The sequence below is a fragment of the Lentzea kristufekii genome (assembly GCF_033949925.1).
Taxonomy (GTDB): domain Bacteria; phylum Actinomycetota; class Actinomycetes; order Mycobacteriales; family Pseudonocardiaceae; genus Lentzea; species Lentzea kristufekii.
Window position 1 is genome coordinate 358,170 of record NZ_JAXAVV010000009.1, and the last position, 12,251, is coordinate 370,420.

Annotated in this window: 11 protein-coding genes and 1 pseudogene; 4 read left to right on the forward strand and 8 right to left on the reverse strand. The window is 69.7% G+C overall.

From position 1 onward, the window contains the following. Positions 1-4: 4 nt before the first annotated feature. A complete protein-coding gene (locus SK571_RS20715) occupies positions 5-1,276 on the reverse strand; it encodes an ABC transporter substrate-binding protein (RefSeq protein ID WP_319985733.1) in 1,272 nt (423 codons plus the stop codon). A gap of 139 nt (positions 1,277-1,415) precedes the next feature. Between SK571_RS20715 and SK571_RS20720 the strand changes: the two genes are divergently transcribed. Continuing rightward, positions 1,416-2,180: a FadR/GntR family transcriptional regulator gene (locus SK571_RS20720; RefSeq protein ID WP_319985734.1), complete on the forward strand. Its 765-nt coding sequence runs from the start codon at positions 1,416-1,418 to the stop codon at positions 2,178-2,180. A gap of 3 nt (positions 2,181-2,183) precedes the next feature. Here the strand turns inward: SK571_RS20720 and SK571_RS20725 are convergent, their stop codons facing one another. Then, complete coding sequence (locus SK571_RS20725; RefSeq protein WP_319985735.1) at positions 2,184-2,783, reverse strand: TetR/AcrR family transcriptional regulator; 600 nt, start codon at positions 2,781-2,783, stop codon at positions 2,184-2,186. Positions 2,784-2,871: 88 nt separating this feature from the next. On the opposite strand from SK571_RS20725, the gene SK571_RS20730 reads away from it, so the two are divergent. The 3 genes and pseudogenes from SK571_RS20730 to SK571_RS20740 all read left to right on the forward strand — a co-directional run bounded on the left by SK571_RS20730 (position 2,872) and on the right by SK571_RS20740 (position 5,675). After that, positions 2,872-3,429, forward strand: a complete 558-nt coding sequence (locus tag SK571_RS20730; protein WP_319985736.1) for an NAD(P)H-dependent oxidoreductase — start codon at positions 2,872-2,874, stop codon at positions 3,427-3,429. Positions 3,430-3,581: 152 nt separating this feature from the next. Then, positions 3,582-4,748, forward strand: a pseudogene (locus tag SK571_RS20735) (beta-galactosidase); the annotation flags it as partial. 24 nt (positions 4,749-4,772) lie between these two features. After that, a complete protein-coding gene (locus tag SK571_RS20740) occupies positions 4,773-5,675 on the forward strand; it encodes a beta-galactosidase (RefSeq protein ID WP_319985750.1) in 903 nt (300 codons plus the stop codon). 27 nt (positions 5,676-5,702) lie between these two features. Here SK571_RS20740 and SK571_RS20745 read toward each other — a convergent pair whose 3' ends face one another. From SK571_RS20745 to SK571_RS20770, 6 genes are all read right to left on the reverse strand, one after another. Beyond that, complete coding sequence (locus SK571_RS20745) at positions 5,703-6,008, reverse strand: hypothetical protein (protein ID WP_319985737.1); 306 nt, start codon at positions 6,006-6,008, stop codon at positions 5,703-5,705. Between the two features lie 147 nt (positions 6,009-6,155). Next, positions 6,156-7,175, reverse strand: a complete 1,020-nt coding sequence (locus tag SK571_RS20750; protein WP_319985738.1) for a LacI family DNA-binding transcriptional regulator — start codon at positions 7,173-7,175, stop codon at positions 6,156-6,158. Further along, complete coding sequence (locus tag SK571_RS20755) at positions 7,172-8,548, reverse strand: GH1 family beta-glucosidase (RefSeq protein WP_319985739.1); 1,377 nt, start codon at positions 8,546-8,548, stop codon at positions 7,172-7,174. Before SK571_RS20755 ends, SK571_RS20750 begins: the two co-directional genes overlap by 4 nt. A gap of 2 nt (positions 8,549-8,550) precedes the next feature. Further along, positions 8,551-9,363: a carbohydrate ABC transporter permease gene (locus tag SK571_RS20760; protein ID WP_319985740.1), complete on the reverse strand. Its 813-nt coding sequence runs from the start codon at positions 9,361-9,363 to the stop codon at positions 8,551-8,553. Then, positions 9,363-10,364: a carbohydrate ABC transporter permease gene (locus SK571_RS20765; RefSeq protein WP_319985741.1), complete on the reverse strand. Its 1,002-nt coding sequence runs from the start codon at positions 10,362-10,364 to the stop codon at positions 9,363-9,365. Before SK571_RS20765 ends, SK571_RS20760 begins: the two co-directional genes overlap by 1 nt. Continuing rightward, positions 10,322-11,602: an ABC transporter substrate-binding protein gene (locus tag SK571_RS20770; RefSeq protein WP_406602007.1), complete on the reverse strand. Its 1,281-nt coding sequence runs from the start codon at positions 11,600-11,602 to the stop codon at positions 10,322-10,324. The genes SK571_RS20765 and SK571_RS20770 overlap by 43 nt, the downstream gene beginning before the upstream one ends. Between the last annotated feature and the right edge of the window lie 649 nt (positions 11,603-12,251).

A 12,251-nucleotide genomic window follows, 5' to 3' on the forward strand; every position in this document is an offset into this window, starting at 1 on the left:
GGCGTCAGCCGGTCTTGTCGGAGGCGGCCAGCTGCGCCACCGCGTCGTCCACTGTGGCCGATCCGCTGAGCAGCTGCTGGGACAGACGTCCCATCAGGTCGAGGGTTTTCGACGACAGGGCGACGTGCAGCGCGGGCTTGCCCGACTTCACCTCCGCGACGATCGCCTTGACGGCGGGCCCGCCGGAGGACACGTCGATCGTCGCGTCGGACGCGATGGCGCCGCCGTCGGCGTAGAACGCCTTGAGCGCGTCGGCGGAGGTCAGCGACCGCACCAGGTCCGCCGCCAGCTTCGGGTCCTTGGTCCACTTCGCGACCGCGTACCCGATGCCGCCGTCGAACGGCAGGCTCGGCTTCGCCGCGGGGTTGACCACCGGCGCCCGCATCACGCCGAGCTTCTCCGGGGTGAGGAACTCGGCGAAGTCCTTCCAGTGCCCGACGTCCGACATCAGGCCGATGACGTTGGCCGCCTTGCCGGAGTTGAAGAGCGCGAAGGCGTCGTTGAACATCGCCGTGGAGTTGGCGCCGTCGGTGTTCAGACCGGAGTCGGCGGTCTGCTTCCACAGCTCGAAGACCCGCTTGACGTTCGCGGAGGACCAGTCCCGCTTGCCGGCGATCCAGTCGTCGTACTCCTGCGGCGTCAGGACCGCCGATCCCGTGGCGGACAGGAAGAACTGGATGCCGAAGCCCTCCTTGTTGCCCTGCGCCAGGCACTTCGCACCGGTCTTCTGGGTGATGACGCCGCAGTTCCGGACGAAGTCGTCCCAGGTCCTCGGCGGGGAGTCCGGGTCGAGGCCGGCCTTCTGGTAGAGCTCCTTGTTGTAGTAGACGGGGTGTCCCTGCAGGGTCACCGGCGCGGCGTAGGTCTTGCCGTCCTTGGTGAACGCGTCCCAGCCGGCCAGCCGCTGCCGGTCGTCGGCGACGTAGGTGTCGAGCGGGGCCAGCGCGCCGGCCCGGTCGCGGATCTGCCCGCCGCCGTTGAAGAGCACGACGTCGGGACCCTTGCCGGCCTGGATGGCCGCGCCGAGCAGGGTGTAGTACTGGTCGAACGGCTGCGCCACGAACTCGACGTTCACGCCGGGGTGCTTCTTCGCGAAGTCGGCCTTCGCCTTCTCCACGTAGCCGGCGGCCTTGGCGTCACCGGACTTCCAGTCCCACACCACGAGTTTGTCGCCGGAGCCGCCGTTCACGGAGCCCGGCCCGGACGCGCTGCCGCATCCTGCCGTCAGCGTCAGCCCCACGACCAGGGCGGCGGACCAGAGCGTGCGCTGCTTCATCGCTGGCTCACTTCTCTTCCCGAGAGGGCGCCGGGCTGCGTCGTTCCCGACGGGGTGCCGTGAACGTAAGTCGTATGACGTATTACGTCAATCGCCCGTTCTGCAGTACTCTCGCCGCACGGACGCGACCGGAGGAACGATGACCGCACCAGGCCCGAGACCGACCGCCGCCGCCCCGAGCTGGGTGCGCAGGCCGGCGAGCCTGGCCAGTGCGGTGACCGCCGAGCTCGTGAGCCGGATCGTGCGCGGCGACCACCCCTCAGGGACGTCACTGCCTCCCGAGCCCGCGCTGTGCGAGGCGTTCTCGGTGAGCAGGACCGTCATCCGCGAAGCGGTCAAAGTGTTGCAGGAGAAGGGTCTGGTGCAGGTGCGTCAGGGCGCTGGCACCCAGGTCACGCCACCGTCGGCGTGGAACGTGCTCGACGAGCTCGTCCTCGGAGCGGTCGTCGCCGAGGACGAGACGCTCGCGGTGCTCGACGACCTGGTGGTCACCCGGCGCCTGCTCGAGTCGGACATGGCCCAGGCCGCCGCCCGCACCGCCGACGAGGCCACCGTCGCCGCGCTGCGCGACCTCGTCGAGCTGATGGACCGGCTGGTCGGCGACCCGGACGCCTACCGGGAGCAGGACCGGCTCTTCCACGACCGGATCATGCGGGCGTCCGGCAACCGCATCGCCAGGGGAGTGGTGCGCGCGCTGGAGAGCCAGGTGATCAACACCGCTCGCTACACGGGCCGCAGCGACCGCGCCCTGTGTGCCGCCTCGAACGCGGGCCACCGCCGCGTCTTCGAACGGATCGCCGCACACGACCCCATCGGTGCCGCCGAGGCCATGTTCACGCACATCACCGAGGCGTGGCTGGTCCGCCGCAGTGACGTGGGGGACCCCAGCCGCCTGGAGCGGTAGAGGTCAGCCCAGGAGCCGGTCGACCAGGTCGCGCCAGGCGGTCTCCACCCGTTCCAGCGGCATGCCGCGGCCGCGGACGAGGTGGTCGGTCAGCACGACGTCCACCGATGCCAGCAGGGTGTGGGCGAGCAGCTCGGCGTCGGCACCGGGCAGGAGCGCGCGCACCAGCACGGCCACGTGCCGGTGGCGCAGCTGCCGGGCCGGGACCGCGAACCGGCGGCCCGGCGACGGTTCGGCCGCCAGGTAGAGATCGATGTCGGCGTGCTCGTGGCGCAGCAGGGCCGGGCCGAACGCCCTGAGCCTCGTGGCCGCGTCGGCCTCGGGCCCGAGCGGCGGCGGTCCGCTGAGGAACGCCTCCTGGAACTGGCTCTCCGAATGGTCCAGCAGGGCCCGGATCAGGCCGTTGCGGTCACCGAAGCGACGCGACACCGTGCCCTTGCCGACCCCGGCCTCCGCGGCGACCGCCTCCATCGTGATCGCCGCCGCACCCCGCCGTGCCGCCAGCCGGGCGGCGGCCTCCAGCAGCAACGCCCGGTTGCGCACCGCGTCCGCGCGCAGCTGCGGCTCCGCGCCGGCGAGGTGCAGGGATGTGCTGTCGATCACCTCGGCAGCCTAGCCGGAAGATAAACGGGCCGCGTCCCGTTTAGCGTGGGGAGTCGTCCGACCACACACCGAACCTGGGAGTCACGCCATGGCCGTCCGCATCCTCACGCTCGTCGGCAGCCTCCGTTCGGGATCGCACAACCGCAGGCTCGCGGAGGCGGCGGTCCAGATCGCGCCCGAGCACGTCGAGGTCGGCCTGTTCGAGGGCCTGGACACCGTGCCGTTCTACAACGAGGACATCGACGCCGAGGGCAGCGTGCCCGCCCCCGCCGCCCGGCTGCGGGAGGCCGCCGCCGAGGCGGACGCCCTGCTCCTGGTGTCGCCCGAGTACAACGGCACCATCCCCGCCGTGCTGAAGAACGCCATCGACTGGCTGTCGCGCCCCTACGGCGCGGGTGCCCTGTCCGGCAAGCCGGTCGCCGTCGTGGGCACCGCGTTCGGCCAGTACGGCGGTGTGTGGGCGCAGGACGAGGCCCGCAAGGCGGTCAAGATCGCCGGCGGCGTGGTCGCCGAGGACCTGACCCTCTCGATCCCCTCGTCGGTGGTGCGCTTCGCCGATCTCCACCCGGTCGACGACCCGGAGGTCACCGAGAAGCTGTCCGGTGTGGTCGAAGGCCTCGCCGCCCGCGCGGCCGCCACCGTCTGACCACGCGCCACGGGTCCGCGTTCGACGGTCGATTCGAGTCGAACCTGCCCCGAAAGGCCCAGCGCCGCAACGGAAACGCCGACTTCCGTTGCGCCACCTGGAAAAGCCTCCGATGATCACGTGATCGTCCCGGTCACGACGGAGGTCTCCTGATGGCTGTCCTGCCCGAGCGGGTGTTGTTCGGCGCCGCCTACTACCACGAGTACCAGCCGTGCGAGCGGCTCGAAACCGACCTGGACCTGATGGCACAGGCCGGTTTCACCGTCATCAGGGTCGGCGAGTCGGTGTGGTCGACGTGGGAGCCGGAGAACGGCCGGTTCGAGCTGGACTGGCTCCAGCCGGTGCTCGACGGCGCTCACGACCGCGGGATCTCCGTCGTGCTCGGCACGCCGACGTACGCGGTGCCACCGTGGCTCGCCCGGCAGTACCCGGAGATCGCGGCCGAGCGGGCCGACGGACGGCGTGTCGGCTGGGGAGCCCGGTAGGAGGCCGACTTCACCCACCCCGCCTTCCGCTTCCACGCCGAACGCGTCACGCGCAGGATCGCCGAGCGGTACGCCGGCCACCCCTCGGTCATCGGGTTCCAGGTGGACAACGAACCGGGTGTGCACCTGCTGCACAACCACGGCGTGTTCCAGCGTTTCGTCGACCACCTGCGCGCCACCTACGGCGACGTCGAGAACCTCAACCGCGAGTGGGGCCTGGTGTACTGGTCGCACCGGTTGTCCGACTGGGCCGACCTGTGGACGCCGGAGGGCAACGCCCAGCCGCAGTACGACGTGGCGTGGCGGGCGTTCCAGGCGCGCCAGACCACGGAGTTCGTCGCGTGGCAGGCCGGCATCGTCCGCGAGTACGCGCGGCCGGAGCAGTTCGTCACCACCTGCCTGCACTACCCGCACGTGGCTCTGGACGACGAGGCGCTGACCGGCCACGTGGACGTCACCGCCGGAAACCCCTACTACGACATGCAGGACGGGCTCACGCTGCCCGACCCCACGCCGGACGACCACGAGCAGGGCTGGAAGACCAGGGGAGTCTGGGCGTTCTACCGCGGTGCGGACTGGATCTTCTCGTCCCGTCAGGAACCGTTCCTGGTCACCGAGACCAACGCCGGGAACATCGGCGCGCCCTGGGACAACCGTCCCGCCTACGACGGCCAGTGGCGCCAGGCCGCCTGGGCGTTCGTCGCCCGCGGCGCGCGGATGATCGAGTACTGGCACTGGCACACGCTGCACTTCGGCGCGGAGACCTACTGGGGCGGCGTGCTCCCGCACAGCGGCCGGCCCGGTCGCGCCTACGCCGAGCTCGCGCGGCTGGGAGCCGAGTTCGAGACCGCGGGCGCGGTGGTCGCGGGCGTCGAACCGGACGCCGACATCGCGATCGTCCACTCGGTGCCCAGCAAGTGGCTCATGCAGAAGTACCCGCCGCTGTCCACTCCGGACGGTGGCCCGGACTCCGGCGCGTACCAGCGGATCTTCGACTCGTTCTACCGCGGCGCGTTCGAGGCCGGACGGCAGGTGCGGATGATCCACGCCCGTCAGCTGCACGACCTGGAGGAGGCCGCGCGACGGCACCCCGTGCTGATCGCGCCCGCGCTGTACCTCGCCGACGACGCGACCGTCGACTGGCTCGCCGAGTACGCGCACTCGGGCGGCCACCTGGTCATCGGGCCTCGCACCGCCTACGCCGACCACGAGGGCAGGACACGCCACGAGCCCGCTCCCGGACGCCTCACCGAGGCGGCGGGCGTCCACTACGACGAGTTCAGCAACCTGTCCGGCGACCTGGGGGTCCACGCCGCGGCGGAATCCCCGCTGCACCTGCCCGCGGACGCGGTGGCCACCCGGTGGGTGGAGGGGTACGTGGTCGCCGGCGCGGACGTGCTCGTGGAGTACGACCACCGCCACTTCGGACGCTGGCCCGCGGTCACCACCCGGCGGCACGGCGCCGGTCGCGTCACGTGCGTCGGCACGGTGCCCGGCCGCGTTCTCGCCGCCGCGCTCGCGAGGTGGCTCACGCCCGCACCGGTGTCGGGCTGGGCGGATCTCCCGGCGACGGTCACCGCGACGACCGGCACCTCGCTGGACGGGCGTCGTCTCCACGTGGTGCACAACTGGAGCGGAGACCGCGCCGAGGTCACCGCGCCGGTCGGCCTCACCGACCTGCTGGGCGGTGACGGTGTTCCGGTGGGCGCGCGCGTCTTGCTCGACGAACGGGACGTGCGCGTGTTCGCTTCGGACCGGTGATCGTTCACCGGGTCCGGCCGGCGTCCTTCAGCGCATCGTGACGGCGCGCCAGTGCGCCGAGTCGTCCTGGGTGCCGGGGCGGTTCTCCTGGTACCAGTCCATGATCCGCCGCCGCCCCGCGTCCGTGATGTGGTAGCCGAGGTGGTCGCCGACCGGTGCCCAGATCAGCTCGCTCTTCAGCGCGTGCTCGATGGCGTCGCGCCGGCACATGCTCTGCAGCAACCACGGCCACACCATTCCCTGCGCGGTCATCCACAGCACGCGCAGCACCGCCGTGTCCGGCAGTTCCGGACCCTCGTCCGGTGACTCGTCGAAGAATCGGCCCGCCTGCATCCGCAACCCCCGCTCTCTCTCCCACTCGCATGTCGTAATACGGCCTGGTCCTGGCTGTGGTTCAGGCCCGGGAGGAATTACTTCCGCGTCGAATGGTTCGAGTCGATTCGACGCGGGGGCGATCGAACCGTTGGCGGGAAAGCACGATCACGCGCTCGAGCGGCGCACCAACGACGTGGGCAGCAGCATGGACTGCGGCAGCTTCTCCTCGCCGGCCAGCTCGGCGAGCAGCCGCCAGGTCAGCGTCCGGCCGAAGCCCTCCACGTCCTGCCGCACGGTGGTGAGCGGCGGTACGGCCGTCGACGCCAGCACGGAGTCGTCGAACCCCACCACCGCCACGTCGTCGGGGATCCGGTAGCCGCGCGCCTGCAGCACCCGCAACGCGCCCAGCGCCATGATGTCCGCCGCGACGAAGACCGCGTCGAGATCGGGTGCCCTGCGCAGCAGCTCCTCCATCGCGAGCGCGCCGCTGTCGGGCGTGAAGTCGCTGTGCACCACGAGTTCCACACCCATGCCGTGTTCCGCGAGCCCGCACCGCCAGCCGCTCAGGCGGTCCATGCCGACCGCCATGTCGACCGGGCCGGCGATCGTGGCGATCTTCTCGCGGCCCAGGGAGATGAGGAAGCGGACGGCGCCGAGGGCACCGTTGAAGTTGTCGGCGTCGACGAACGGGACGGAGCCGCCCGCGAGCGGACGGCCCCCCACCACGATGGGCAGCCCTGTTTCGTGCAACGTCCTCGGCAACGGGTCCTCGCCGTGCAGGCTCACGACGAGTGCACCGTCGACGTGCCCGCCGGTGAGGTACGCGATCTGGTCCTCACCGTCGAGCGGCTGGTTCATCATCAGCAGGAGCTGGACGTGCCGTCCCGCGAGCTCCGCGTGCACCCCGCGCAGCACCCCGGCGAAGAACGGGTCCGCGAGCACCCGGCTGCCCTGCTCGGAGATCACCAGCGCGATCGCGTTCGCCTTGCTGCCCGCGAGGGTGCGCGCGGCGTGGTTCGGGCTGTACCCGAGCATCGCGATCGCGCGGTGCACCGCCTGGCGGGACCGCTCGCTCACGTACTTCTCGCCGTTGATCACCCTGGAGACGGTCGACTTCGACACCCCGGCCACGCGCGCGACCTCCTCGATGCGCGGGCCGGGGCGCCGACTCCTGCCTTCCGTCATGAGACGGCGACCAGCGCGTTGTCGCGCGCGACCCTGCTGTACCACCTCGCACTCATCTTCGGCGTGCGGATCTGCGTGTCGTAGTCGACGTGGACGATGCCGAACCGCTTCGCGTACCCCTCGGCCCACTCGAAGTTGTCCAGCAGCGACCAGCAGAAGTAGCCGCGCAGGTCGACGCCCGCCTCGATCGCCGCGTGGGCGGCGCGCAGGTGGGAAGCGATGAAGCCGGTGCGGTCCACGTCGTCGATCGCACCGTTGCCGGAGAAGTCGTCGCGGAACGCGGCGCCGTTCTCCGTGATGTACAGCGGAAGCCGCGGGTAGTCCTGGTGCACCCGCATCAGCACGGCGGTGAGCCCGTCCGGCCTGACCTCCCAGCCCATGTCGGTCATGGGGGCGTCCCTGGGCGGGAACGACGCGTGCTGCACGCCGACCCACGGCGACGGACCGGCCTCGCCGTTGGGCGTCGAGCTGACGTAGTGCTCGGTGTAGTAGTTCACGCCGAGCATGTCCATCGGCCCCGAGATGACACCGAGGTCGCCGTCCTTGATGTGCTCGCTGAACCCGAACGGCTCGAGGTCCTCGAGGATGTCCGCCGGGTACTCCCCGCGCAGCAACGGGTCCAGGAAGATCCGCTGCTGCAGCCCGTCGAGCCTGCGCGCGACGTCGAGGTCCGCCGGGTTGCCGGGGTCCACGGGGATGATCGGGTACATGTTGAGCGTGATGCCCACCTTGGCGTCCGGCTGGGCGGCGCGGATGGTGTCCGCCGCGAGCCCGTGCGCGAGCAGCAGGTGGTGCACGGCGGCGACGGCGGCGGCCGGTTCGGTGCGGCCGGGGGCGTGGATTCCGCCCGCGTAGCCGAGGAACGCCGAGCACCACGGCTCGTTCATCGTCGTCCAGGTGCCGACCCGGTCACCGAGCGCCTCGACGGTGGCGGACGCGTAGTCGGCGAACCGGAAGGCGGTGTCGCGGTTCGCCCAGCCGCCCATCTCCTCCAGCTTCTGCGGCAGGTCCCAGTGGTACAGCGTCGGCCACGGCACGATGTCGTGCGCCAGCAACGAGTCGATCAACCGCTGGTAGAAGTCGAGCCCGGCCTGGTTGACCTTCCCGCCGTCCGGGCGCACGCGCGGCCAGGCGATCGAGAACCGGTAGGCCTTGATTCCCAGGTCCGCCATCATGGCGACGTCCTGCTCGAAGCGCCGGTAGTGGTCGGCGGCGGGTTCACCGCAGTCGCCGCCCACCACCTTGCCGGGCTGACGGCAGAACTCGTCCCAGATGGAGTCTGTGCGGCCGTCCACCTCGGTCGCACCTTCCACCTGGAACGCGGCGGTCGCGGCTCCCCACAGAAAACCCTGCGGGAAAACAATGTTCTCCATTTTCACCCCTTGACGGCGCCCTGCATCACACCGGCGACGATCTGCCGCCCGAGCACGAGGAAGACGATGAGCACCGGAACCGTCGCGAGCGTGGTTCCGGCGAGTACGAGCGAGTAGTCGACGTAGTAACCGCTTTGCAGCTTCTCCAGCGCGACCTGCAGCGTCGGGTTGTCGGCGTTGAGCACGACCAACGGCCACAGGAAGTCGTTCCAGGACTGCATGAACGTGAACACGCCCAGCATCGCGGCGGCCGGCCTGGCGGCGGGCAGGGCGACGTGCCAGAACGCTCGCCACAGGCTGCAGCCGTCCATCCGCGCGGCCTCGACGAGTTCGTCGGGAATGGCGTCGAGCAGGTACTGCCGCATCCAGAACACGCCGAACGCGGTGACGAGGTTCGGCACGATCACGGCCTCGAGCTCGCCGGCCCAGCCGAACTCGGCCATCGCCATGTACAGCGGGATGATCCCGAGCTGGGTCGGCACGGCCAGCGTCGCCACCACGAACAGGAACAGCACGCCCCTGCCGCGGAAGCGCAGCTTGGCGAAGGCGAACCCGGCCAGAGTCGACAGCAGCACCACCGAGAACGTCACGGTGCCGGACACGAGGAAGCTGTTGCCCAGGGCCTTCCAGAACGGCACGGTGTCGAACACCCGTGCCGCGTTGGAGAAGAAGTTCCCGCCGGGGATCAGCGTGAAGTCGCCGGTCAGCACCGAGTTGTCGCGGCTCGCGACCAGGAACGACCAGTAGAACGGGAAAGCGGAACCGAGCACGAACGCGCCGAGGATTCCGTAGATCGCGAAGGACGGTCGTCTCATCATCGCACGGCCCTCCTGGTGAGGAAGAAGTTGAGGGCGGCGACAACGATCACGATCATGAACAGCACCCACGCGATCGCGGAGGCGTAGCCGAGGTCGAGACCCTGGAACGCCGACTGGTACAGGTAGAGCACGACGGTCTGGTACTGGTGCTCCGTGCCGCCGCCGCTGCCGCCGGACGGCTCGAACAGCTTCGGCTCGGTGAAGATCTGCAGGCCGCCGATGGTCGAGGTGACGACCACGAAGATCAACGTCGGCTTCAGCATCGGCAGTGTGATGCTGAAGAACTGCCGCAGCGCGCTCGCGCCGTCCACCAGCGCGGCCTCGTAGACGTCACGGGGGATCGCCTGCATCGCGGCGAGGATGATCAGCGCGTTGTAGCCGGTCCACCGCCAGTTGACCATCGACGCGATGGCGACGTGACTGCCGAACGTGCTGGCCTGCCAGTCGATCGGGTCGATGCCGACGAGCCCGAGCACGTCGTTCACCAGGCCGTACTGCGGGCCGAACAGGTTGCCGAAGATGATCGTCAACGCCACGAGGCTCGCCACGTAGGGCAGCAGCACGCCCATCCGCCAGCCGGTGCGGGCCCGCAGGTTCGCGTTCAGCAGTGCCGCCAGCAGCACCGCGACGACGATCTGCGGACCGCTGGAGAGCACGAAGATGCTGAAGGTGTTGAAGAGCGCGTTCCAGAACTGGTCGTCCTCGAACAGCGTCCGGTAGTTCTCCAGACCGATGAACAGCGGCTCGTCGGCGCCGACCTCCCAGTCGAACAGGGAGACGTAGGCCGTGTAGAGCAGCGGGAACAACCCGATCGCCCCGAAGAGCACGAAGAACGGTGCGACGAACAGGTACGGCGACACCTTGGTGTCCAGATTGGACAGCCGGTACCGCCGCGGAGGCCGCGGGCGAGTCTCCTGAACTCGCCCGCGGTCAACCTTGGAGAGAGTGGCGGTCACTACTTGGCCGCCTTCTTCGCGCCTTCGACGGCGGTCGTCCATGCCTCGTCAGCGTTCTTGCCCTGCTCGACCGACTGCAGTGCCGGGCTGAAGACCGTCTCCTGGATCTGGCCGTCGGCCGGACCCTTGTACTGCGCGGCCTTGATCTTCTTGGCCTGCGTGGCGAACAGCTCGCCGGCCTTGACGCCGCCGAAGTAGGCGTTGGTCTGCTCCAGCAGCTCAGGCGCCTCGAGGGCCTTGACCTGGCTGGGGAAGGTGCCCTTGGCCTTGAACGCCTTGATCTGCTGCTCCGGCGCGGTCAGCCAGGCGGCGAGCTCAGCGGCCTTCTTCGCGTTCTTGCTCTGCTTCGGCACGCTCAGGTACGAGCCACCCCAGTTGCCGCCACCGTTCGGGAACGCGTCGGTGACCGCCCACTTGTCCTTGTTCTCGGGCCCCGCCTGCGTCTCGACCACGCCGAGCATCCACGACGGGCAGGTCTTGGTGGCGAACTTGCCGAGCTTGAAGCCGGTGTTCCACTCGTTGCTGAACGCACCGAGGCGAGCCGACTGTCCCTTGGCGACGGCCCCGGTCACCGCGGTCCAGTTGGACTTGATGGCGGCGTTGGTGTCGACGACCAGCTTGTCGGACTTGTCGTAGTAGCCGGTCTCGAGCTGGTTGTGCATCGCGTTGTAGACCTGCGCGGCGCTGTCGAACCAGGCGACGCCCGGAACCTTGGCGACGAACTGGTCGCCGGCGGCGAAGTAGCTGTCCCACGTGGCGAACAGGGCCTTGACGCCCTCGGGGTCGGACGGCAGACCGGCCTGCGCGAACAGGTCCTTGCGGTAGCACATGGCCAGCGGACCGATGTCGGTGCCGTAGCCGATGAGCTTGCCGTCCTTGGTGGTCATCGCCTGGGTCTTCCAGTCCAGCCAGCGCCCGTCCTCGATCTTCGGGCCGATCTCCTTGAGATCGTTGAACTGGGAGGCCTTCGACATCACCTGGCTGAGGTAACCCTCTTCGACGCCCTCGATGTCCGCGAGGCCGGAACCCGCACCCAGCTTGGTGAACAGGTTCTGGTGGTGGGGCTGGCCCTGACCGGTCTTGCGCTGCGTGATCTTGACGTCCGGGTGAGCCGCCTCGTACTCCTTGAACAGCTCTTCATAACCGAACTCGTTGAAGGTGGCGATCGTCAGCTCGGTCTTGCCGTCTGCGGTCTGACTGGCCCCACCTGTCCCGCACGCTGTGGTGGCGGCGGCGGACACGGCGGCACAGATCAGCACGCTGATCCAACGGTGTCGCACGGGAGAACTCCTCTGGTCTCGGCGGCGGGTTCTGGGAGCGCTCCCAGACGTCGAGGAGTGTCGTCCCGGCTTCGAACGTGTGTCAAGACACACTTCGGGCCGTGCCAGGGACTTTCGCCGTCGCTCGACCGGGTGACCTCGTGGTTCATGGCTCAGGTCACAGTTTTGAAACCTGGGAGCGTTCCCGGAAATGTGACCTATGGGTTAACAGCGCGTGCTGCTCCCGGCACGCACCGCGTCGAGCGGGGTGGTGGCTGGGAGGGGAGCGCTTGGGGTGGGCGAGCGCGTCAGGTTGGGGACGGGGGCGGTGGGGGACAGCGCCATTTGGAGGTCGGGGTTGGGCGAGAAAGGGGTTGCGTGGGGCGGCTTTCGGGGCGGCGGCTGGTGGGATGACGTCGGGCACGCTCCGTGTTGTCCGGGCCGCGGTCGGGCTGGCGCGGAGGGTCGGTGGGGCGGTGCGAGGCGGGCGCCGCGTCGGGTCGGGTCGGGACTTCAGACGTGCATCGCGTCAGGCAGAGGTGACGTTGGGTGGAGGCGGCGTCAGGAGGAGGAGGCGGCGTCGAGTAGCGGCGGCCTTCGGCGCGTGCACCGCTTCTGGCAGCCACCGCTTCTGGCAGCCACCGCTTCTGGCAGCCACCGCTTCTGGCAG